The 22251-nt window shown below is 71.2% G+C and carries 21 protein-coding genes, 1 tRNA gene and 1 pseudogene; 8 read left to right on the forward strand and 15 right to left on the reverse strand.

Annotated features, from left to right (window positions below; all coding sequences use genetic code 11):
* Positions 1–3: 3 nt before the first annotated feature.
* The 6 genes from OHA91_RS18985 to OHA91_RS19010 all read right to left on the reverse strand — a co-directional run bounded on the left by OHA91_RS18985 (position 4) and on the right by OHA91_RS19010 (position 5560).
* Positions 4–348 (reverse strand): rhodanese-like domain-containing protein, encoded by a 345-nt coding sequence (locus OHA91_RS18985; protein WP_030647619.1) that lies wholly within the window; start codon positions 346–348, stop codon positions 4–6.
* A gap of 84 nt (positions 349–432) precedes the next feature.
* Positions 433–1296, reverse strand: a complete 864-nt coding sequence (locus OHA91_RS18990; RefSeq protein ID WP_037633577.1) for a hypothetical protein — start codon at positions 1294–1296, stop codon at positions 433–435.
* Between the two features lie 76 nt (positions 1297–1372).
* Complete coding sequence (locus tag OHA91_RS18995; RefSeq protein WP_328739654.1) at positions 1373–2773, reverse strand: DUF2252 domain-containing protein; 1401 nt, start codon at positions 2771–2773, stop codon at positions 1373–1375.
* 83 nt (positions 2774–2856) lie between these two features.
* Positions 2857–3516, reverse strand: a complete 660-nt coding sequence (locus OHA91_RS19000; RefSeq protein WP_328739655.1) for a response regulator transcription factor — start codon at positions 3514–3516, stop codon at positions 2857–2859.
* A 9-nt stretch (positions 3517–3525) separates the two neighbouring features.
* Positions 3526–5223 carry a sensor histidine kinase gene (locus tag OHA91_RS19005; protein WP_031155955.1) on the reverse strand — a complete coding sequence of 566 codons (1698 nt, stop codon included), beginning with the start codon at positions 5221–5223 and terminating at the stop codon, positions 3526–3528.
* Positions 5224–5477: 254 nt separating this feature from the next.
* Positions 5478–5560: transfer RNA gene (locus OHA91_RS19010), tRNA-Leu, on the reverse strand.
* Positions 5561–5852: 292 nt separating this feature from the next.
* On the opposite strand from OHA91_RS19010, the gene OHA91_RS19015 reads away from it, so the two are divergent.
* The 6 genes from OHA91_RS19015 (at position 5853) to pknB (ending at position 13945) form a co-directional block, all read left to right on the forward strand.
* Positions 5853–6671: an FhaA domain-containing protein gene (locus tag OHA91_RS19015; protein ID WP_031155957.1), complete on the forward strand. Its 819-nt coding sequence runs from the start codon at positions 5853–5855 to the stop codon at positions 6669–6671.
* Positions 6672–6681: 10 nt separating this feature from the next.
* Positions 6682–7185 (forward strand): FHA domain-containing protein FhaB/FipA, encoded by a 504-nt coding sequence (locus OHA91_RS19020; RefSeq protein ID WP_030839213.1) that lies wholly within the window; start codon positions 6682–6684, stop codon positions 7183–7185.
* A 93-nt stretch (positions 7186–7278) separates the two neighbouring features.
* A complete protein-coding gene (locus OHA91_RS19025) occupies positions 7279–8793 on the forward strand; it encodes a PP2C family protein-serine/threonine phosphatase (protein WP_078959531.1) in 1515 nt (504 codons plus the stop codon).
* Positions 8794–8821: 28 nt separating this feature from the next.
* Entirely contained in the window at positions 8822–10246 is a 1425-nt protein-coding gene (locus OHA91_RS19030) for an FtsW/RodA/SpoVE family cell cycle protein (RefSeq protein ID WP_031155962.1), read from the forward strand.
* Positions 10243–11709 carry a peptidoglycan D,D-transpeptidase FtsI family protein gene (locus OHA91_RS19035; protein WP_031155965.1) on the forward strand — a complete coding sequence of 489 codons (1467 nt, stop codon included), beginning with the start codon at positions 10243–10245 and terminating at the stop codon, positions 11707–11709. The genes OHA91_RS19030 and OHA91_RS19035 overlap by 4 nt, the downstream gene beginning before the upstream one ends.
* 193 nt (positions 11710–11902) lie before the next feature.
* Positions 11903–13945 (forward strand): Stk1 family PASTA domain-containing Ser/Thr kinase, encoded by a 2043-nt coding sequence (gene pknB, locus OHA91_RS19040; RefSeq protein ID WP_031155968.1) that lies wholly within the window; start codon positions 11903–11905, stop codon positions 13943–13945.
* A gap of 180 nt (positions 13946–14125) precedes the next feature.
* On the opposite strand, the gene OHA91_RS19045 is transcribed toward pknB, so the two are convergent.
* From OHA91_RS19045 to OHA91_RS19070, 6 genes and pseudogenes are all read right to left on the reverse strand, one after another.
* Positions 14126–14848: a class E sortase gene (locus tag OHA91_RS19045; RefSeq protein WP_031155971.1), complete on the reverse strand. Its 723-nt coding sequence runs from the start codon at positions 14846–14848 to the stop codon at positions 14126–14128.
* 14 nt (positions 14849–14862) lie between these two features.
* Positions 14863–15726: pseudogene (locus OHA91_RS19050) on the reverse strand (class E sortase); the annotation flags it as partial.
* Positions 15681–16319: an aminodeoxychorismate/anthranilate synthase component II gene (locus tag OHA91_RS19055; RefSeq protein ID WP_031155976.1), complete on the reverse strand. Its 639-nt coding sequence runs from the start codon at positions 16317–16319 to the stop codon at positions 15681–15683. The gene OHA91_RS19055 and the pseudogene OHA91_RS19050, both read right to left, overlap by 46 nt.
* The gene (locus OHA91_RS19060) at positions 16316–16492 is read right to left on the reverse strand and encodes a hypothetical protein (RefSeq protein WP_030011120.1); all 177 of its coding nucleotides are present in this window, start codon (positions 16490–16492) and stop codon (positions 16316–16318) included. The genes OHA91_RS19055 and OHA91_RS19060 overlap by 4 nt, the downstream gene beginning before the upstream one ends.
* Positions 16493–16581: 89 nt before the next feature.
* Positions 16582–17349 carry a class E sortase gene (locus OHA91_RS19065; RefSeq protein ID WP_051893556.1) on the reverse strand — a complete coding sequence of 256 codons (768 nt, stop codon included), beginning with the start codon at positions 17347–17349 and terminating at the stop codon, positions 16582–16584.
* Positions 17321–18094 (reverse strand): DUF881 domain-containing protein, encoded by a 774-nt coding sequence (locus tag OHA91_RS19070; RefSeq protein WP_031155980.1) that lies wholly within the window; start codon positions 18092–18094, stop codon positions 17321–17323. Before OHA91_RS19070 ends, OHA91_RS19065 begins: the two co-directional genes overlap by 29 nt.
* 91 nt (positions 18095–18185) lie before the next feature.
* Here OHA91_RS19070 and crgA point away from each other — a divergent pair, with 91 nt between their 5' ends.
* Positions 18186–18440, forward strand: coding sequence for a cell division protein CrgA (crgA, locus tag OHA91_RS19075; RefSeq protein ID WP_031155982.1), 255 nt, complete (start codon positions 18186–18188; stop codon positions 18438–18440).
* 115 nt (positions 18441–18555) lie between these two features.
* Here crgA and OHA91_RS19080 read toward each other — a convergent pair whose 3' ends face one another.
* Both OHA91_RS19080 and OHA91_RS19085 read right to left on the reverse strand, forming a co-directional pair.
* Positions 18556–19431 (reverse strand): rhomboid family intramembrane serine protease, encoded by an 876-nt coding sequence (locus OHA91_RS19080; protein WP_328739656.1) that lies wholly within the window; start codon positions 19429–19431, stop codon positions 18556–18558.
* A 147-nt stretch (positions 19432–19578) separates the two neighbouring features.
* Positions 19579–20106: a peptidylprolyl isomerase gene (locus OHA91_RS19085; protein WP_031155984.1), complete on the reverse strand. Its 528-nt coding sequence runs from the start codon at positions 20104–20106 to the stop codon at positions 19579–19581.
* Between the two features lie 147 nt (positions 20107–20253).
* Here OHA91_RS19085 and OHA91_RS19090 point away from each other — a divergent pair, with 147 nt between their 5' ends.
* Complete coding sequence (locus OHA91_RS19090) at positions 20254–20976, forward strand: DUF5324 family protein (RefSeq protein WP_107064798.1); 723 nt, start codon at positions 20254–20256, stop codon at positions 20974–20976.
* Between the two features lie 77 nt (positions 20977–21053).
* On the opposite strand, the gene OHA91_RS19095 is transcribed toward OHA91_RS19090, so the two are convergent.
* A complete protein-coding gene (locus tag OHA91_RS19095) occupies positions 21054–21599 on the reverse strand; it encodes a LysM peptidoglycan-binding domain-containing protein (RefSeq protein ID WP_266499388.1) in 546 nt (181 codons plus the stop codon).
* Positions 21600–22251 lie beyond the last annotated feature (652 nt).

Consider the following 22251-nt stretch of genomic DNA (forward strand, 5'->3'; position numbering starts at 1 on the left):
CCCCTAGAGCACGAAGGCCGGGTTTCCGCTGTCCGTCACCATCGGGCGCCCGGCACCGTCCCAGGCCTGCATCCCGCCGTCGACGTTCACGGCGTCGATGTCCTGGCGCACCAGGTACTGGGTGACCTGCGCGGAGCGCCCGCCGACCCGGCACATCACGTACACGCGGCGGCCGTCCTCGACGGCCTCCGTCAGCTCGCCGAAGCGGGCCACGAAGTCGCTCATGGGGATGTGCAGAGCGCCCTCGACGTGCCCGGCCGCCCATTCGTCGTCCTCACGGACGTCGAGGACAAAGCCTTCGGAGGGCACCGCGGCGGCATCCACCGAGGGAAGCGGTCCGAAGTTCATAACTGTCGCCTTCTCTCTTCACAGGTCTGCGGCCAACCTATCCGACCCGCAGCCCCGGCCACGTCCGTGCGGGGCGCCCCGCTCTCACTCGGCGGCGAGCTCGGCCGCCAGCTCCGCCTCGCGCTCGGAGACCTGTGCCAACAGCTGCTCCGCGATCTCCTCCAGCAGCCGGTCCGGGTCGTCGGGAGCCATCCGCAGCATCGACCCGATCGCGCTCTCCTCCAGCTCCTTCGCCACGAGCGACAGCAGCTCCTTGCGGCGCGCCAGCCACTCCAGCCGGGCGTACAGCTCCTCGCTCTCGCCGGGCGCGGCCGCCTCGGGCGCCGGCCCGGCCGCCCACTCCTCGGCCAGCTCGCGCAGCAGCCCCTCGTCGCCCCGCCCGTACGCGGCGTTGACCCGCGCGATGAACGCGTCGCGGCGCTCCCGCTCGCCCTCCTCCTGGGCCAGGTCGGGGTGGGCCTGGCGGACCAGCTCGCGGTAGAGGCGGCGTACCTCCTCGGAGGGCCGCACCCGCTCCGGCGGCCGGACGGGCCGGTCGGTGAGCATCGCGGCGGCGTCGTCGGAGATGCCCTCCGAGCCCAGCCAGTCGTGGAAGAGCTCGTCCACCCCGGGCATCGGCATGACCAGCGAGCGCGCGTCCCGGGCCCGCCGCAGGTCCTCGGCATCGCCGGTGCGCGCCGCCTTCGCCTCGGCGATCAGCGCGTCCAGCTCGTCGAGCCGCGTGTACATGGGTCCGAGCTTCTGGTGGTGCAGGCGGGAGAAGTTCTCCACCTCCACGCGGAAGGTCTCCACCGCGATCTCGAACTCGATCAGCGCCTGCTCGGCGGCCCGTACGGCCCGCTCCAGGCGCGCCTCGGGGCGTTCCTCGGGACGCTCCTCACCGGTGACGGCGGAGTCGCCGGATCCACCGGGGACTGTCTGCTCAGGCTGCTCGGTCTGCTCGCTCACCCGGCCAGGGTACGGCCCGCCCGCGCGGGCGATGTTTCACGTGAAACATCGCCCGTCGCGCAGCGACCCGCGCGACCTACACTCCGGTCTCCGCGGCGATGCGGCCGGCCCGCACCGCGGCCACCAGGTCGGCGTGGTCGGCCTCGGTCCGGTCGGCGTAGGCCACGGCGAACGCCGCCATCGCCTCGTCCAGCTCTTCGTTCTTCCCGCAGTAGCCGGCCAGCAGCCGGGGATCGACGCTGTGCGCGTGCGCCCGGGCCAGCAGCGCTCCGGTCATCCGCCCGTAGTCGTCGATCTGGTCGGGGGTCAGGGCCGCCGGGTCCACGCTGCCCTTGCGATTGCGGAACTGGCGGACCTGGTACGGGCGCCCCTCCACCGTGGTCCAGCCCAGCATGATGTCGGAGACCACCTGCATCCGCTTCTGCCCGGCCACCACCCGGCGGCCCTCGTGCTCCTCCGGCGGCGAGGTGAAGCCCAGCCCCGGCAGGTGCGGGAGCAGCACCGAGGGCCGGGCCTCCTTCACCTGGAGGACCAGCGGTTCGCCCCGGTGGTCCAGCAGCAGGACCACGTACGAACGGGTGCCGACGCTCCCGGTGCCCACCACGCGGAAGGCCACGTCGTGGATCGCGTACCGGGCCAGCAGCGGCAGCCGGTCGCCCTGGAGGGTCTGCAGGTAGGGGCCGAGCGAGGCGGCGACGGCCGCAGCCTCCCCGTCCGTGACGCGGCGCAGCACGGGCAGCGCGTCGACGAAGCGGCGACCGCCGTCCGGTCCGATCTCGGTCGACTTGGTGGCGAACCGCGCGGAGGTGTTGTTGCGGGCCTTCTCGGAGACCCGCTCCAGGGTGCCCAGCAGATCGCGGGCGTCGGCGTGCGAGACCAGTTCCTCGTCGGCGATGGCGTTCCAGGCATCGAGCGCGGGCAGCTTGGCCAGCAGCCGCATGGTCCGCCGGTAGGCGCCCACTGCGTCCAGCGCGGCCGCCCGGCAGGTGTCCTCGTCCGCCCCGACCACCCGGCCGGCCAGCACCAGCGAGGCCGCCAGCCGCTTGACGTCCCACTCCCACGGACCGAACACGGTCTCGTCGAAGTCGTTCAGGTCGATGACGAGCCGGCCGCGCGCGTCCCCGTACAGGCCGAAGTTGGCCGCGTGCGCGTCGCCGCAGATCTGCGCACCGACGCCCGTCACGGGACTGCCGGACAGGTCGTGCGCCATCAGCCCGGCCGCCCCGCGCAGGAACGCGAAGGGGTTCGCGGCCATCCGGCCGACCCGTATGGGCGTCAGCTCGGCCACCCGCCCGGCGTTGGACTCCTCCACCGCCCGCACCGCGTCCGGCCGCCCGGCCGGCATCGTGAAGCCCGCGTGCGCCGCCCGCGGCACACGGACGCGCAGCGCCTTGCCCGCCTCCTTCGGCGAGTCCGCCGCCACGCGCGGCGCGAACCCCGCCACGTCCGGAATCCGCTGTCCCGCTGTCGCCGCCATCGGTGCCGCCCCCACCCGTTCGTCATGTGATCGCTTCGAGAACGGGCTGACCGTATCGACAGCCCGGCATCCCTGGCCAGCGGCTACAGCCCGGCGTCCCTGGCCAGCAGCGCCGCCTGGACCCGGTTCTCGCAGCCCAGCTTCGCCAGGATCCGGCTCACGTACGTCTTCACGGTGGCCTCGCTCATGTGCAGGCGACGGCCCGCGTCCGCGTTGGACAGGCCCTCGCCGAGCAGCGCCAGCACGCCCCGCTCCCGCTCGCTCAGCTCTGCGACCTGCCGGCGGGCCTCCTCGCCGCGCGCGGCGGCCTTGCCCGACGCCAGCTGGTCCACGACGTGCCGGGTGGCCCCGGGCGAGAGGTAGGCGTCCCCGGCCGCGGCCGCCCGGACCGCCCCGATCAGCTCGCCCGGCGCCGAGTCCTTCAGCAGGAACCCCGCCCCGCCCTGGCCCAGCGCCCGCAGCACGTTCTCCTTCTCGCCGAAGGTGGTCAGGATCAGGGCCCGCACCTCCGGCGCGGCCCGCCGGAGCTCGACCAGCGCGGTCAGACCGTCCATCACCGGCATCTGGATGTCGAGCAGCATCACCTCGGGGGTGTGCGAGCGGGCCAGCTCCACCGCCTCCCGGCCGTTCGCCGCCTCCGCGACGACCTCGATGTCCGGCGCCGAGGTCAGGATCATCCTGATCCCGGCCCGGATCAGCGGCTCGTCGTCGGCGATCACCACTCTGATCACTTCGGCTGTCACCCCGTGCTCCTACTGCTTGACCTCGTACGCCTGCTTGTCCACGAGCTTGCCGTCCAGGAAGCAGAACCGGAAAACCAGGTCCGTGGTCAGTGTGCTGGGCTGATGGTCGGCCAGCAGCACCAGGCACTGCGCGCCCTCCGGCCGGGGCGGCCCCTTCCGCTCGGCCCCCGCGGTCAGGAAGCTCTCGCCGCTCGGCAACCGCCCGCGGACCGACTTCTCGCTCTCGCCCACGTGCACGGCGTCGTACTCGTCCCGGCCGATCATCGAGTCGCTCGCCGTGTCCATCAACATCACCGCCGCGGCGACCATCACGATCACCAGCACCACCACCGCCGCGAAGGCGATCCCGCAGCCCACCGCGATCCCGCCGGCGCGGCTGGGGACCCGTACGGCCAGGTCCCGGTCCACCGCGGCCCAGTCCATCGGCTGCTGCTCGCCGCGCCGCCCCCGCACCTGGGGCGGGGTGCCCTTCTGCGCCTGCGCCTGCTGTCCGAAGTCGTCGGCCACGTCCTGGGCGCCGGCCGGCTCCGTGCCGTACGGCAGCACGCCGGCCACCCGGAACCCGCCGCCGTCGGCGGGGCCCGCGTGCACCATGCCGCCGACCAGCCGGGCCCGCTCGCGCAGCCCCGTCAGGCCCTGCCCGCCCGACACCACGTCCTCGTCCGGTCCGGCCGACGGCCCGTTGGCGATCTCCACCACCAGCGAGTCGTCCTCGTAGCGCAGCTCCACCGTGATCGGCGCCCCCGGAGCGTGCTTGTACGCGTTCGTCAGCGCCTCCTGCACGATCCTGTACGCGGCGTGGTCGCACGCCGCGACCAGCGGCCTCGGCCGCCCCGAGGTGGTCAGCCGCACCTCGGTCCCCGCGCCCCGCGCCGCCTCCACGACCCCCGCGATCCCGGCGACTCCGCGCGCCGCGGGCTGCGCCTCCTCCACCGGCGCGGGCGCCTCCACGCCGTCGCGCAGGATGCCGACGACCTCGCGCAGTTCGTGCATCGCGGACACCGAGGCCTGCCGCAGCACGCCCACGGCCTCCCGCTGACGGTCGGTGAGCTCGGGATCCACCTCCAGCGCACCCGTGTGCACGGAGATCAACGCCAGCTGGTGGCCGAGGCTGTCGTGCATGTCCTGGGCTATGCGCTGGCGCTCGCGCAGCCGCGCCTGACCGGCGACCATGGCCCGCTCGCGCAGCAGCTGGCCGTTGCGCTCGTGCAGCGCCGCGAGCAGGGTGCGGCGCTGGGACCAGTACCGGCTGGCCAGCCCCGGCATCACGGTGACCGCCAGGAACATCAGCGTGGAGAACACGATCACCAGGAGCGGCCGCATCTGCGACCACTGGTCCAGGACGCTGAGGGCGATCGACGCGACGAAGGCCAGCGTGAAGGCGCCGAGCGCCCGGCCCACGCCGACGATCCGCCGGCCGGCCGACCAGCCCAGCAGCGGCAGGACGAAGAACAGCCCCGGGAGGGCGGCGCTCAGCGCCGAACCCGCCACGAGGGTCGCCGCCGGCAGCCGCCGGCGCAGCAGGGCCAGGACCACCACGACGACGGCGCCCAGCAGCATCCGCTGCCCGGACCCCCGGTCGAGTTCCTCGACGCCCAGTCCGAGGATGGCCAGCACACCGGCGAGGGCGAGGTCCCCCGCCAACATCCGCCACGTCCACGGCTCGGGGCCCCGCAGCCAGTCCCAGCCCGCTCGTGTCTTCGCCATCACATCCACGCGCCCGACCCTAGACACCCGGCCCCCGCACCGGCCGTCCTCTTTCGTCTCATCCGCGGTGACGAAAGTCGGATCCTGCGGCAGCAGTTGACTGCGTACGCCCCTGCGAGGGGTTCCGCCGTGACCGACGCCACACGCCCGACGCCGGGCACCACCCGCCGGTGCGTTCCGCGTCACGCGCACCCGGTCGCGGGCAAAGCGAAACGGCCGCCACCGCTTTCGCAGTGACGACCGTCTCGTCGATGTGGGCGAGGGGGGATTTGAACCCCCACGTCCCGAAGGACACTGGCACCTGAAGCCAGCGCGTCTGCCGTTCCGCCACTCGCCCGAGCAGCGTCCCAGTGGTCTTCCCTTTCGGGCCGTTCCCCTGGCGACGTCGAAACATTAGCACGTAGAACGGGGTGGGTTCACATCGCTTTCCCCGGGGGCACACGCCCCGGCGTGGCCTGCCCCTCCCGCACTCCGCTCCCGGTGCGGGACACTGTTCCTCGGGCGCCCCTACGATCCCTTGTGAGGACCAACACTCGTCCTCACAGGAGCGATGGGGAACCACCCGAATCCGCCACGCGTGGATACGATCAGTAAGCAGTACAGGGCGACAACGACGGAGGAGGTGCCCCATGGGAGTTCTGAAGCGGTTCGAGCAGCGACTCGAAGGTCTGGTGAACGGCACCTTCGCCAAGGTGTTCAAGTCCGAGGTCCAGCCGGTGGAGATCGCCGGAGCCCTCCAGCGGGAGTGCGACAACAACGCCACCATCTGGAACCGCGAGCGGACCGTCGTCCCCAACGACTTCATCGTGGAGCTCAGCGCCGGCGACTACGACCGTCTGAGCCCCTACTCCGGGCAGCTCGGCGACGAGCTCGCGGGCCTCGTCCGCGACTACGCCAAGCAGCAGCGGTACAGCTTCATGGGCCCCATCAAGGTCCATCTGGAGAAGGCCGAGGACCTCGACACCGGGCTCTACCGGGTCCGCAGTCGCACCCTCGCCTCCAGCACCTCCCAGCCGCAGGGGGCAGCTCCGTCCCCGGCGAGCGGCTACGGCTACCCGCCGGTCGCCGCACCGCCCATGCCCGCCGGCCCGCCCCCGGGAGGACCGGCTCGCCGGCCCGCCCCCGGCGGTCCCGGCTCGGCGGCCCCGCCAGCGGGGTCCGGCGGACCGCGGAGGCACTGGATCGAGATCAACGGCACCCGCCACCAGATCTCGCGCCCCACGCTCGTACTCGGCCGAAGCACGGAAGCCGACGTGCGGATCGACGACCCCGGCGTATCGCGCCGGCACTGTGAGATCCGGACCGGAACGCCCTCGACGATCCAGGATCTCGGGTCCACCAACGGCATCGTGGTGGACGGGCAGCACACCACCCGCGCTACGCTCCGCGACGGCTCGCGGATCGTCGTGGGCAGCACCACCATCATTTACCGGCAAGCCGAAGGGTGAAGCGGGGGCAATGTCAGAGCTGACCCTGACGGTCATGCGGTTGGGTTTCCTGGCCGTTCTGTGGCTGTTCGTCATCGTGGCCGTCCAGGTCATCCGCAGCGATCTCTTCGGTACGAGAGTGACCCAACGCGGCTCCTCCCGCCGCGGCGGCGCCGGCGGCGCCCCGCAGCAGGGCGGCGGCCGCCAGGCCGCTCCTCCGCAGCAGCGCCAGCGTCGCGGTGCGCCGACCAAGCTCGTCGTCTCCGAGGGCATCCTCACGGGTACCACCGTGGCCCTCGCCGGACAGACGATCACCCTGGGCCGCGCCCACGACTCCACGATCGTGCTGGACGACGACTACGCGTCCAGCCGCCATGCCAGGATCTACCCCGACCGTGACGGCCAGTGGATCGTCGAGGATCTCGGGTCCACCAACGGCACGTATCTCGACCGGACCCGGCTGACCACCCCGACGCCCATTCCGCCGGGCGCACCGATCCGCATCGGCAAGACCGTCATCGAGCTGCGGAAGTAGTACGAGAATGAGCGAGCGGAGCGAGCGTGCGGCGGTGATCCGTGCCACCGAGGACACGGACACGGGCGCGCTCCCGACCGGAGGGTGGGCAGTGTGGCTCGAGACCGGTTGTACCCGGAGGAAGCTTCGTCGACAGGGCAGGTGCGCATGAGTCTGTCCCTGCGGTTCGCAGCCGGATCCCACAAGGGCATGATCCGCGAGGGGAACGAGGACTCCGGTTACGCCGGCCCGCGTCTCCTGGCGATCGCCGACGGCATGGGAGGCCAGGCCGCCGGCGAAGTCGCGAGCTCCGAGGTGATCTCCACCCTCGTGCAGCTCGACGACGACGTCCCGGGCTCCGACATCCTCACCTCCCTCGCCACCGCCGTGCAGCGCGCCAACGACCAGCTGCGCGTCATGGTCGAGGAGGACCCCCAGCTCGAGGGCATGGGCACCACCCTCACCGCCCTGCTGTGGACCGGCCAGCGCCTCGGCCTCGTCCACGTCGGCGACTCCCGCGCCTACCTGCTCCGCGACGGCGTCCTCACGCAGATCACCCAGGACCACACCTGGGTGCAGCGCCTGGTCGACGAGGGCCGCATCACGGAGGAGGAGGCGACGACCCATCCGCAGCGCTCCCTCCTGATGCGCGCGCTGGGCAGCGGCGACATCGTCGAGCCCGACCTCTCCATCCGTGAGGTCCGCGCCGGCGACCGCTACCTGATCTGCTCCGACGGGCTCTCCGGCGTGGTCTCCCACCAGACACTGGAGGAGACCCTCGCCGACTACCACGGCCCCCGCGAGACCGTGCAGTCGCTGATCCAGCTCGCGCTGCGCGGCGGCGGACCCGACAACATCACCTGCATCGTCGCCGACGTCCTCGACACCGACAGCGGCGACACCCTCGCCGCCCAGGTCAGCGACACCCCGGTGGTCGTCGGCGCGGTCGCCGAGAACCAGCACCAGCTCTTCGACGGCGGCAACGCCATGCAGACCCCGGCCGGCCGCGCCTCCGGGCTGGGCCGCCAGGCCCCGCCGCCCGCGGGCGCCTTCGGCCCCCCCGGCAGCGGCGACGCCTCCGGCTACGGGTACGGCGACAACGGCCAGGGCGGCGGCGGCTACGGCTCGTTCGGCGAGGCCGACGGCTACGACGGCGGCTCCGGCTACGACGACACGTACGACCACCCCCGCAGGCGCCGCAGCAAAGGGCGCAAGTGGACCACCCGCACACTGACCCTGCTCGTCGTCGCCGGAGTCATCGGCGGCGGCCTCTACGCCGGCTGGCGCTGGACCCAGACCCAGTTCTACGTCGGCGTGAAGGGCGAGCACGTCGCACTCTTCCGCGGCATCAGTCCGAAGCTCGGACCGCTGGAGCTCTCCAAGGTGGAGACCGACCGCCCCGACATCGAACTGAAGTACCTGCCGCCCTTCAAGCGGAAGCTGGTCGAGGCCACCATCAGCGAGGGCAGCCTCGACGGTGCCCGCAAGAAGCTGGACGACCTCGGCGTCCAGGTCTCCGCCTGCAAGAAGGACGAAGAGCGCAGAGGCGCCGAGGCGCAGAACAGCCAGTCACCCGGCCCCAGCCTGACTCCCGAGGAGCAGCAGCTGGTCGGCCTGTGCGGAAAGTAGCCCGCGGGCGCAGGGGGCCTGCCACACCATGAGCGTTGTCACCAATACGACCACCATCGGCGCCATCGAGCTGCCGAGCCGGCGGAACACCGAGCTCATGCTGCTCGCCTTCGCCGTGGTCATCCCGATCTTCGCCTACGCCAACGTGGGTCTGGCGATCCACGGCGAGCTGCCCCCCGGCATGTTCGTCTACGGGGCCGGGTTCGCCGTCCTCGCCGGCATAGCGCACTTCGTCGTACGCCGGTACGCGAAGTACGCCGACCCGCTGCTGCTGCCGCTCGCCACCCTGTTGAACGGCCTGGGCGTCGTCCTGATCTGGCGCCTGGACCAGTCCGAGCGGCTGCAGAACCTCGCCAAGCGCAGCTTCGGCGCCTTCTCGCCCTCCGCGCCCAACCAGATGCTCTACACGGCGCTCGCCATCGCCCTGTTCGCCGCCGTGCTGCTGATCCTCAAGGACCACCGTGTCCTGCAGCGGTTCACCTACATCTCGATGGCCGGCGCGCTGGTGCTGCTGATCCTGCCCGTCGTCCCGGGCCTGGGCGCCGACGTCTTCGGCGCCAAGATCTGGATCAGCGTCGGCGGCTTCTCCATCCAGCCCGGCGAGTTCGCGAAGATCGTCATCGCGATCTTCTTCGCCGGCTACCTGATGGTGAAGCGCGACGCGCTCGCGCTGGCCAGCCGCCGCTTCATGGGCCTCTACCTGCCGCGCGGCCGCGACCTCGGCCCGATCCTGATGATCTGGGCGATGAGCCTGCTGGTCCTGGTCTTCGAGAACGACCTCGGTACCTCGCTGCTCTTCTTCGGCATGTTCGTGATCATGCTGTACGTGGCCACCGAGCGCACCAGCTGGATCGTCATCGGCCTGCTGATGTCGGTCGGCGGCGCGGTCGTGGTGGCCTCCTTCGCCAGCCACGTCCAGGCCCGCGTCAACGCCTGGCTCGACCCCTTCGGCTGCTACGCCACCTCGGGTGCCTGCGAGCAGGTCGGCCAGTCGATCATGAGCTTCGGTTCCGGCGGGGTCCTCGGCGCCGGATGGGGCCAGGGCAACTCCGACCTCATCGGCTTCGCCGCCAACTCCGACTTCATCTTCTCCACCGTCGGCGAAGAGCTCGGCCTCTCCGGTGTGATGGCCTTCCTGCTGGTCTACGGGCTCATCATCGAGCGGGGCGTCCGCACCGCCCTCGCCGCCCGCGACCCCTTCGGCAAGCTCTTCGCCATCGGCCTCTCCGGCGCCTTCGCGCTCCAGATCTTCGTCGTCGCCGGCGGAGTCATGGGGCTCATCCCCCTCACCGGCATGACGATGCCCTTCCTCGCGTCCGGCGGTTCCTCCGTCCTCGCGAACTGGATCCTCATCGCCGTCCTCATCCGGATCAGCGACACCGCCCGCCGACCGGCACCGGCCCCGGCCCCGTCCCCCGACTCCGAGATGACCCAGGTGGTCCGCCCGTCATGAACAAGCCCCTGCGCCGCATCTCGCTGTTCTGCGGGCTGCTCGTCCTCGCGCTGCTGATCCGGACCAACTGGCTGCAGTACGTCCAGGCCGAGGAACTCAGCACGCGCAAGGAGAACCGACGGGTCCAGATCGCCCAGTACGCGACCGAGCGCGGCAACATCATCGTCCAGGGCGAGCCGATCACCGGTTCCACGGTCACCGACGGCAGCGACTACAAGTACAAGCGCACCTACAAGGACGGGGCTCTCTGGTCCCCGGTCACCGGGTACGCCTCGCAGGCCTTCGGCGCCACCCAGCTCGAATCGCTCGAGGACGGCATCCTCACCGGCAACGACGACCGGCTGTTCTTCGACCGCACCATCGGCATGTTCACCGGCGAGAAGAAGCAGGGCGGCAACGTCGTCACCACGCTCAACCGCGCCGCGCAGCAGGCCGCCTTCGAGAAGCTCGGTACCAAGAAGGGCGCGGTCGCGGCCATCGACCCGCGCACCGGTGCCATCCTCGCGCTGGTCTCCACGCCTTCGTACGACCCGTCCAGCTTCGCCGGCAACTCCACGGCGGACGGCAAGGCGTGGAACGAGCTGAAGGACAGCGAGGACAAGAAGCTCGTCAACCGCGCCCTGCGCGAGACCTACCCGCCCGGCTCCACCTTCAAGGTGGTCACCGCCGCGGCCGCCCTGGAACACGGCGTGGTCAAGGAGATCGACGACCCGACGGACACCCCCGAGCCGTACATCCTGCCGGGCACCAAGACCCAGCTGCCCAACTCCCACACCGGTTGCGAGAAGGCCAGCCTGAACGAGGCGCTGCGCATCTCCTGCAACTCCGTCTTCGCGAACCTCGGCGACAAGGTCACCCGCGACAAGATGGTGGAGACGGCCGAGAAGTTCGGCTTCAACAACGACAAGATCGACACCCCGGTCCGCGCCTTCGCCAGCGTCTACGACAAGAAGATGGGCAAGGACGGCAACGCCCAGAGCGCGATCGGGCAGTTCAACACCGCCGCCACCCCGCTGCAGATGGCCATGGTCACGGCGGCGATCGCCAACGACGGCAAGCTGATGAAGCCCTACATGGTGGACAACCTCACGGCCCCCAACCTGGACATCATCGAGAAGCACGAGCCGCAGGAGATGAGCCGGCCGCTGTCCGCAGGCAACGCGCAGAAGGTCCAGCAGATGATGGTCAACGTCGTCGCGAAGGGCACCGGCGAAAAGGCCAAGATCAACGGCGTGACGGTCGGCGGCAAGACCGGTACCGCCCAGCACGGCGAGGGCAACAAGAAGCGCCCGTACGCCTGGTTCATCTCCTACGCCGAGAACGCCGACGGCACCTCGCCCGTCGCCGTCGCCGTCGTCATCGAGGACAGCGAAGGCACCGCCCGTGACGACATCAGCGGTGGCGGTCTCGCCGCTCCCGTCGCCAAGGCGGTCATGGAAGCGGTGCTCAACGGCCAGAAGTGAACAGGGGATCACGGGTAGGCGACGTGACGCACGTCACTGAATCCGCCCCGGATCCGAGCGTACGGTACCGGTCCAGTATCAGCCTGTGGCCACGAACCGATCACGGACGATCGGCCGGTAGCCTTTGCGCGAACAGCACACCGCCGGACCACACACAGGTGCGGTCGGGACTGACGGAGAGGGCTGCAACGTTATGGAAGAGCCGCGTCGCCTCGGCGGCCGGTACGAGCTGAGCCACGTGCTCGGCCGCGGTGGCATGGCCGAGGTCTACCTCGCCCACGACACCCGGCTCGGCCGTACCGTCGCCGTCAAGACCCTGCGTGCCGACCTCGCCCGCGACCCGTCCTTCCAGGCCCGGTTCCGGCGCGAGGCCCAGTCGGCCGCGTCCCTGAACCACCCGGCGATCGTCGCTGTCTACGACACCGGCGAGGACTACGTCGACAACATCTCCATCCCGTACATCGTGATGGAGTACGTCGACGGTTCCACGCTGCGCGAGCTGCTGCACTCGGGCCGCAAGCTGCTGCCCGAGCGCACGCTGGAGATGTGCATCGGCATCCTCCAGGCGCTGGAGTACTCGCACCGCGCCGGCATCGTGCACCGTGACATCAAGCCCGCCAACGTGATGCTGACCCGCACCGGCCAGGTCAAGGTCATGGACTTCGGCATCGCCCGCGCCATGGGCGACTCCGGCATGACCATGACGCAGACGGCCGCCGTCATCGGCACCGCCCAGTACCTCTCCCCGGAGCAGGCCAAGGGCGAGCAGGTCGACGCGCGCTCCGACCTCTACTCCGCGGGCTGCCTGCTCTACGAGCTCCTCAGCGTGCGGCCCCCGTTCGTCGGCGACTCGCCGGTGGCCGTGGCGTACCAGCACGTACGGGAAGAGCCGCAGCCCCCGTCGAACTTCGACCCCGAGATCACGCCCGAGATGGACGCCATCGTCCTCAAGGCACTGGTCAAGGACCCCGACTACCGCTACCAGTCGGCGGACGAGATGCGCGCCGACATCGAGGCCTGCCTCGACGGCCAGCCGGTGGCCGCCACCGCCGCCATGGGCGCGGCCGGCTACGGCTACCCGCACGACCAGGGCCACGGCTACGGCCCGCAGGGCTACGACCAGCCCACCACCGCCCTGCGCACCGCCGACCCGGGCGCCCAGACGTCGATGATGCCGCCCATGCCCCCGGGCGAAGGCGGCTACGGCTACGGCGACCAGGGCCACGGCGGCTACGACCAGGGCCCGAACCGGCGCCAGAGCCAGAAGAAGAGCAGGGCGTCCACCGTGCTGCTCGTGGCGGCCGGCATCCTCGTCCTGGTCGGCGCGATCCTCATCGGCCGCGCCCTGTCCGGGAACACGGCCGACAACCGGCCCAGCGTGCCCAAGCTCATCGGCCAGACCCTGGAAGTCGCGACGAACAGCGGCGTGAACTCCAAGCTCAAGGTGGTCAAGGGCGCCGACGAGCCCTGCGCCGACCAGCCCAAGGGCAACGTCTGCAAGCAGGATCCGCCGGCCGGCACCAAGGTCGACGAGGGCTCCACGGTCACGGTCACGGTCTCCTCGGGCGCCCCGAAGATCTCCGTCCTCGACGTGCTCAACATGAAGTACGAGGAGGCCGAGAAGGCGCTGAAGGAGAAGGGCTTCCAGGTCGACCGCAAGACCCAGGAGTCCGACCGGACCCCGGGGACCGTCCTGGAGCAGAACCCGAAGCCCGGCTCCGAGGCGGAGACGAACAGCGTGGTCACGCTGACCGTCGCCAAGGAGCAGTCCAAGTCCGAGGTCCCCGACCTCAAGGGCAAGACCAAGGACGAGGCGGAGAAGGCCCTCAAGGCCGTCAACCTGCGGCTCGGCAGCGTCACGGAGTCCGACCAGCAGCCGGGAGCCGCTCCGGGCACGGTCATCTCCCAGCAGTTCGCGGCCGGCCAGCAGCTCGAACAGAACAAGGCGGTGGGCATCACCATCGCCAAGGCCGCGCAGGCGACGGTCGTCCCGAACTTCGCCGGCCGGACCCTGGGCCAGTACAAGAACGACCTGCAGCGCGCCAACCTGCGGCTCGGCATCGTCGCCGGCCCGTCGGACGACAACGCGCTCGTGGTGAACACCGACCCGCAGCCCGGTACCCCCGGCACCTCGGGGCAGGCCGTCAACGTGGCCACGATCGCCGGACAGCAGGACGGCGGGAACAACAACGGCGGTCTCTTCGGAGGCCTGACCGGCGGCGGAGGCCGCCGCTAGCACCGGCCGCGCCGCAGCGACAAAGGTCCGGCCCCTCTCACTCGAGAGGGGCCGGACCTTTTCGCTGTGCGACGCCGCCAGACGGCCGCCTGCGGGCCTGTCCGGGGTGCCTGGGACTCCTGGGGCGCCCGGGGTGTCGCGGCGGCTCTCAGGGCCCTCCGGGGCCCGTTCGGGCCCGCCTCAGCGCAGCTCCACCGGCAGGGTGCGCTTCGCGTCCACCTTCTCCGTGCGGACCAGCTCGCCCCACACGATGTACCGGTACTTCGAGGTGTAGACGGGCGTGCAGGTGGTGAGCGTGATGTACCGGCCCGGAGCGGTCTTCCCGGACTCCTTGGGGACCGCGTTGATCACGTCGGTGTTGTACTTCGAGGTCTGGCGCAGCTCCGCGAAGACCTTGTAGACGTACCAGGTGTCCCGGGTCTCGAAGACGATCGCGTCGCCGTTCTTCACCTTGTCGATGTTGTGGAACTTCGCCCCGTGCCCGTCGCGGTGTGCGGCGAGCGAGAAGTTGCCCTGCGCGTCCCACGGCAGCGCCGACTTCACGGGCTCCGTGTAGTAGCCGGCCACGCCGTCGTCGAGGGTGTCCGGCGCCGTGCCCGCCTTGACGAGCACCTCGCCGTTCTTCATCGCCGGCACGTGCAGGAAGCCGACGCCGCCCCGGGTGTCGAGCGCCCCCGGCCCGGCCTGCTCGGCCGGGTTCTGCCACTGCTGGCGGATCTCGTCGCCGCGCGCGGCGGCCTGCCGGTCCGCGAGGACGTTCGTCCACCACAGCGAGTAGGCCACGAACAGGCCCAACACCAGGCCCACCGTGATCAGGACCTCGCCCAGCAGGCTCAGGAACCCGGCGAGCACACTGCGGCTGCCGGCGGGCGGGGCCGCGGCGCGGCGGCTGGCACGAGACACTGCTTGATTCGTCCTTAGCTGGTCAGCGCGGGCGGCGGGCCCTGGCTGCGGGGGCGTTCCTCGGTCATCCTGCCCCATACGATCATCCGGTAGGTGCTGGTGAACTCCGGGGTGCAGGTGGTCAGCGTGATGTACCGGCCCTCGGAAGTGAATCCGGAGCCCTCCGGCACGGGCTTGATCACCCCGATGTTCGTCGGCGGCGTCTGCGCCAGCGACGAGGTCATCTCGTACGTGTAGTAGGCGTCCCGGGTCTCGACCACGACGGGATCCCCGGGCACCAGCCGGTTGATGTAGCGGAACGGCTCCCCGTGGGTGTTGCGGTGTCCGGCCACCGCGAAGTTGCCCTGCTTGTCGGCGGGCATCGCGGTCTTCAGCGCGCCCTCGCCGTAGTGCCCGACCATGCCCCGGTCCAGGACCTTCGGTTTGCTGATCCCCTCGGCCACCGGAACCTTCACGTCCAGCTTGGGGATGTGAAGGATCGCGAAGCCCTGGCCCGGCTCGAAGGCCGTCACGGACGGTGCGGCGGCCCCGCCGTCCGGCTGTCTCTGCCAGGTCTGGCGCAGCGAGCCCGCGGCGCCGTTCGCCGTCCGCTGCGCCACCAGGTTCGTGTACCAGAGCTGGTAGGCGACGAACAGCAGCATCACCAGGCCCACCGTGATGAAGAGCTCCCCGCCAAGCCGGCTCGCGATGACCGCCGGGCCGCCGGACGCCGGCCGCTTGCGCCGCCGCCCGCCCCGCCTCCGGGAGTTCCTGGCGGCCCGTTTCGCGGCCTCCTGAGCTGCCCTGCGTCGCGCGGCCCGGCCCTCGGTGGGCGCGGACGGCGCGACCGTCGTCACGCGACGGCCTTGCCCACCACCGGGGCCAGCCCCACCGAGCGCTCGACCGCGCCGACGTCACCGCACCGGACCAGCCAGTTCGCGAGCATCAGGTGGCCCCATTCGGTCAGCACCGACTCGGGGTGGAACTGCACGCCCTCGACGTCGTGCTCCCGGTGGCGCAGCCCCATGATGATCCCGTCCTCGGTCCGGGCCGTGACCTCCAGGACGTCGGGCAGGGTCTCGGGCTCGGCCGCGAGGGAGTGGTACCGGGTCGCGGTGAACGGCGAGGGCAGCCCCTCGAAGACGCCCAGGCCGCCGTGCACCACGGGCGAGGTCTTGCCGTGCAGCAGCTCGGGGGCCCGGCCCACGACGCCTCCGTAGGCGACCGTCATGGACTGCATGCCGAGGCAGACGCCGAAGACGGGGACGCCGGTGTCGGCGCAGTGCCGGACCATGTCGACGCAGACGCCGGCCTCCTCGGGCGTGCCCGGCCCGGGGGAGAGCAGTACGCCGTCGAAGCCGTCCTGCGCGTGCGCGAGGGCGACCTCGTCGTTGCGCAGCACCTCGCACTCGGCGCCGAGCTGGTAGAGGTACTGGACCAGGTTGAAGACGAAGCTGTCGTAGTTGTCGACCACCAGAATGCGTGCGCTCACGGAGTGGCTCCCGATCCCTCGTCCACCGTCACATCGTTGAACGGAAGGAGCGGCTCGGCCCACGGGAAGACGTACTGGAACAGCACGAAGACCACGGCGAGGACCAGTACGAGGGAGATCAGCGCGCGTACCCACGCGTTGCCCGGCAGATGCCGCCAGATCCAGCCGTACATGCCGCCTGATTCCTTTTCGTCCACATTCGTTCAACGCACCGCGGAGGCGGTACGCGAACAGACTAAAGGCAGCGGCCCGGCGGAGAGGGTCACCTGGACGAACCCCCCGGTCGGCCCTGGCCGGCGGTGCGCGTCCCGGTCAGTTCCGCCCAGACCACCAGCCGGTGGCTGTGTCCCCATTCCGGGTCGCAGGTGGTCAGCGTGAGGTACTTGCCGGGCGCCGTGAACGGGGACCTGCGCGGGACCGGGTCGACCACCGCGACGTCGGTGGGCAGGGTGCGCAGGGGTCCGCCCCGGATCGTGTACGTGTACCAGGTGCCCGCGTCCTTGAGGATCACCTCGTCCCCCGGGCGCAGTTTCGGGAAGTCCTTGAAGGGGTCTCCGTAGGTGCGGCGGTGGCCGGCCACGGAGAAGTTCCCGACGGCTCCCAGGCGGGCGGTGGCGGCGTAGTGGCCCAGGCCCTTCTTCAGCAGCTCGGGGTCCGTGCCCTCCAGGACGGGCCGGACCCAGTCCGGGCCGAAGCGCGGGACGTACATCTCGGCGAAGGCCCGGCCTGCGGGGTAGCGGGGTTCCTCCGGGGCGGCCGACTCCGGCGCCCGCGGGGCGGCCCCGGGGGCTGCGGGGGCCGCGGCAGGGGCCGCCTGCGGTGCGGCGGCGGCCCAGCTGTCACGCAGCCGGGCCATCTCGCCGTCCGCGGCCCGGTCCGCCTTGACCCCGGTCCACAGCAGGACGTAGGCGACGAAGAGCACGATCAGCGTGCCCGCCGTCAGGCACACCTCGCTGAACGTCCGTACCGCCAGGCGCAGTACGACGTCGGGACGGACCCGGTCACGGGGTGGTGGCCACCGGCTTCGCATAGTGGAGGTCCACTGTGCCGGAGTAGGCGGGAAGTGTCAGCGCCTTGTGCTCGTCCACTTTCCAGCCCAGGCCGTAGGCGTTCACGTACGCCTGGTAGTTCTGCAGGGCCGGGGAGGCGGCGAGGGCCTTCTTGAGCGCCGCCGGGTCGCCGACCGCCGAGATCTTGTACGGGGGCGAGTAGACGCGGCCCTGGAGGATCAGGGTGTTGCCCACGCAGCGCACCGCGCTGGTGGAGATCAGCCGCTGGTCCATGACCTGGATGCCCTCGGCGCCGCCCTGCCACAGGGCGTTCACCACGGCCTGGAGGTCCTGCTGGTGGATCACCAGGTCGTTGGGCTGTGGCTCGGGCACGTTGGGGATGCGGGCGGTGGCGTTCGGCGGGGCGTCGTTGAGGGTGACGGTCAGGCCCTTGCCGGAGAGCTCCTCGGTGCCCGAGGCGGCGCGCAGGGCGGCCAGCTTCGCGTCCTGCGCCTTGGTGCTGCCGTCGTCGCGGTCGGCGAGGGCGTCCACGCGGCGGCGGGCGGCTCCGGTGCTCTCTTCCAGCTCCGCGTTGTCCTGGCTGCGTTCCTCGATGAGGTCGGACAGCTTGAGGAGTGAGGCGTCCGTCCGGATGTTCGTACCCTTGGAGGTGTTGAAACTGGTGACGAAGAGCAGCCCGGCCAGGGCGAAGACGGCGGCCGTCAGCAACCGGACCGGCCTGGCCCGGCGACGGGGACCCGCGGAGGAGTCGTCTGAATTGCTCAACGTACCCTTCTCCTTCAACGCCACAGGTCCACTACGCTAACGGACGCCCGGGGCAGGCAAGGTCCCCAGCGCATCGACAGGAGAGCCCCTCGTGCCGAAGTCACGTATCCGCAAGAAGGACGACTACACCCCGCCGCCCGCGCGGCAGCCGCAGAGCATCCGGCTGACGAACCGCAGCTGGGTCGCCCCGGTCATGCTGGCGTTCTTCCTGATCGGTCTCGCGTGGATCGTCGTCTTCTACGTGACCGAGACCCAGCTGCCGGTCGAGGCCCTGGGCAACTGGAACATCGTGGTCGGCTTCGGCTTCATCGCGGCGGGATTCGGCGTGTCCACGCAGTGGAAGTAGCACCTCGCCGCCCGTGACGGAAGCTCTCCCCATGAGTTATCCACAGCGTCATCCACACCTGAGGAAAAGACAGAAGATCTGTGGATAACTCTGTGGAGAGTTGACGCCGGTGTGATCAGGTGAGTTCGGCCGTGCGGAGCATGATCAGCGCCGCTGCCAGCAGGAACACCACCGCACAGGTGCCCCACTGGACGAGTGCGCGATGCCTGGCAGCGGTCGGCGTGAGCATGCCCAGCCCGACCAGGGCGCCGGTGATCAGCCCTCCCACGTGGGCCTGCCAGGACACGTTCAGGGTGCCGCCGAAGGGGACGAAGGTCAGCACCAGCATCAGCACGACCATGACGATCACCGGCCGCATCTCGTACCGCAGCCGCCGCGCCAGCACCACCGTGGCGCCGAGCAGGCCGAAGACGGCTCCGGAGGCGCCGAGGGTCGGGGTGTTCGGCTCGGTCAGCAGGTAGACGAGGACGCTGCCGCCCAGGCCCGAGAGCAGGTAGACGGCGAGGTAGCGGGCGCGGCCCAGGGCCGCCTCCAGCGGGCCGCCGATGACCCACAGGCCGATCATGTTGCCGATGATGTGCCACCACTCGACGTGCAGGAACACCGAGGTCAGCAGCCGGTGGTACTGGCCGGTGGAGACCCCTTCCACAGGGGCGCCGAAGTACTCGACGTAGCGGCCGAGCAGCTCGAGCTGGATCACGATCGCCGGGGCCGCGAGGCCGGCGAGGAACACAGCGACGTTGATCCCGATGAGGATCTTGGTCACCAGGTGGGGGTCGTCCGCGACCACCCCGCCCGCGATGGTGCGCGGCGCGTTGGCGGCGGGCCGGTGCCCGGTCCCGGAGCCCTCGCGGACGCACTCGGGGCACTGGAAGCCCACCGAGGCGCTGATCATGCACTCCGGGCAGATGGGGCGCTCGCAGCGGGTGCAGCTGATCCCCGTGTCGCGGTCCGGGTGGCGGTAGCAGCCCGGCAGACGGTCGGTGTCCATCGGTCCCCTCGGTCGGCGGCGGGGCAGGGCGTGTGCACCCCGCCGGTCCGGTACGTATCCAGTACGGACGGGCGGGGCGGAAAGGTTCCCGGGGATCCGGAGGTGCGCAGGTGCGGGAGGGCGGAGCGGTGCGGTGCGGACCGGTGCTCAGCGCTTCTCGACGACGACGGACTTGATGATGACGTCCTCCAGCGGCCGCTCGGTGCGCGAGTTGGTGGCGCTGGCGGCGATGGCATCCACGACCTTGCGGCTCGCCGGGTCGGTGACCTCGCCGAAGATGGTGTGCTTGCGCGTCAGCCAGGCGGTCGGGGCGACGGTGATGAAGAACTGCGAGCCGTTGGTGCCCGGGCCGGCGTTGGCCATGGCGAGCAGGTACGGCTTGGTGAAGGCCAGGTCGGGGTGGAACTCGTCCGCGAACGCGTAGCCCGGACCGCCGGTGCCGTTGCCGAGCGGGTCGCCGCCCTGGATCATGAAACCGCTGATGACGCGGTGGAAGACGGTGCCGTCGTAGAGCGGGTCCGTGGTCTTCTGGCCGTCCGTGGGACGGGTCCACTCGCGGGCACCCGTGGCGAGCTCGACGAAGTTCCGGACGGTCTTCGGAGCGAAGTTCTCCAGCAGCTCGATCTCGATGTCGCCGTGGGTGGTCTTCAGGGTGGCGTAGAGCTTCTCGGCCACGGATCTGCCTTCCATAGTCATCACTGTCGGTCCAGATGGTCGCACGGAGCGCTCCGCAGCACTGAAATCGTCCACCCGTATGCCCTGTCGCGCATGCCTGTCGGCGCTGTGGCAGGCATGATCCGACAAAGGGTGGAAAGGTGAACTGTGTCCGCCACCGAGGAGGAGGATCCCGTGACCGGCAAGGACAGCGCGCGCCTGGCAGCCGAGAGCGCCAGGGAGAGCGTGCGGTACGCGGCTGAAATGGTGGCGCCGTACGCGGAATCCGCCAGGGACGCTGCGGTGCACTACGCGCACGAGGCGAACGACCGGCTGACGCCCCTGGTGTCCCAGGCGGCCACCGGCGCCGCGCGCCAAGCCCGGATGACCTACGACGGCCATCTGCACCCGCGTCTGAAGGCGGCGCGGGCACACGTGCCGCCACCCGTGGACCGGGCTGCGACGAAGGCGGTCCACCAGACGCGCCTGGCGGCCCGTCAGGCGGCCGACTACACGCAGCCGAAGATCGAGAGCGCCATCGCGGCCGCCACGCCCGTGGCCGAAGAGGCCGCGTCGCGGTCGACCGCGGCGCTGGCGGCGCTGCGCGGCCAGGTGACGGCCAAGGAAGTGCAGAAGCTCGTGCGCAAGCACGAGCGGGCACGGCGCCGCGGCAAGGTGCTGCGCGGGGCCGCGCTCGTCGGCCTGATCGCGGCCGGCGCCTACCTCGCATGGCGGTGGTGGGACCAGCAGTCGAACCCGGACTGGCTGGTCGAGCCGCCCGCGGCGACCGAGCTGTCGGACCGCGACGCCGCACCGGCGAGCTTCGACGACGAGCTGGCGGAGAAGGAGCGCGAGGCGGGATCGGGACCGGAGCCGGGCTCGGTCCCGTAGGACGGACGTCCCGGACGATCGACGAGTGACGCGGAAGGGCCCGGTCCCCGAGGGGACCGGGCCCTTCCGCGTCACGTTCAGCTCGGGAGCGTCAGGACCGCGCCCGGCGGCACGAGGTCGGGGTTGGCGCCGATGACTCCCCTGTTCATGGCGTAGAGCTCGCGCCAGCGCGCCTCGTTGCCGAGCTCGCGGCCGGCGATCGCGGCCAGCGTGTCGCCCTGCTTGACGGTGTAGGTGCGATTCTTCGCGGTCGGCTGAGGCTTGGCCACCGGCGCCGCGGGCACCGCCTTGTGCGCGGCCGAGTGGGGCGTGGGCGTGTACGCCGCCCCCGGCGAGGTGGACGGCGGCGCGGCCTTCGGCATCGCGGCGGGCCGGGGCGGTGCGGGCACCGCCTTGTGCGCCGCGGAGCCGGGCGTCGGGGTCGCGGGGGCGGGCCCCCGCCTGGGCGGGGCGGCGGCCGCCATGCGCTCGGCGGCGGCCCTGGTCGCCGAGGCGGCGTCGGCCGCGGCGCTCCTGGAGGGGCCCGCCCCCTTGTCCGCCTGCTGCTGCACCTGCGCCTGCGCCTTCTCGGCGTTCTCGTGCGCCTTCTTCTTGTCGGACTTCAGGAAGTCGAAGAGTCCCATGTCTGTACGCCTCCGGCGTGAGGGTTCCCCCCTGTATCGATGCCCTCCCACCACTGTCCGCCACCGGGCGGCGGGCGGCCCAGCGACGGGGCCGTCCGGGGGACGCGCGGCCCGCGGGAACGCACCGGGAAGGGACCGGGAAGACGCGGCGCCAGCATCGTGGGACACGATGGAGGAGAATTCCGTGATCATCAAACAGGCGGCGGAGCGGGTGGTTCTGGTCAGGCCCGGACCGGGACTCCTGCACGCCGCGGTCGGGGCGGGCCTGGACGTCTGGGTGGTGTCGGACCCAGGAGCGTGGCCCCAGGACGCCGGATTGCCCACCGGGCTGCCGCCCGAGCGGGTCCTGCGCACCGACTTCGACGACGCGGCCGCGCTGCGGATCCTGCTGACGGACACGGTCCTCGGACACGGGATCGGCCACGTGCTGTACCTCGCGAGCGATCTCGGGAAGGGCCTCGGCAGCGGTGCGGCGGCCGCCGCCGAGGAGGTGCTGAGGGATCTCGCCCCGGCCCGGCCGGGGCCCGCGGGCGGGCTGCCGGACGCGGTCGCGATCCGGCGCATCCTCAACCAGAGCCGGACCTCGGCCGTACGCGCCGAGGAGGCGTCGACCGTCGCCGAGGCGCGCGTGCTCGCCGAGGACTTCCCCCTG

The sequence above is a fragment of the Streptomyces erythrochromogenes genome (assembly GCF_036170895.1).
Taxonomy (GTDB): domain Bacteria; phylum Actinomycetota; class Actinomycetes; order Streptomycetales; family Streptomycetaceae; genus Streptomyces; species Streptomyces erythrochromogenes.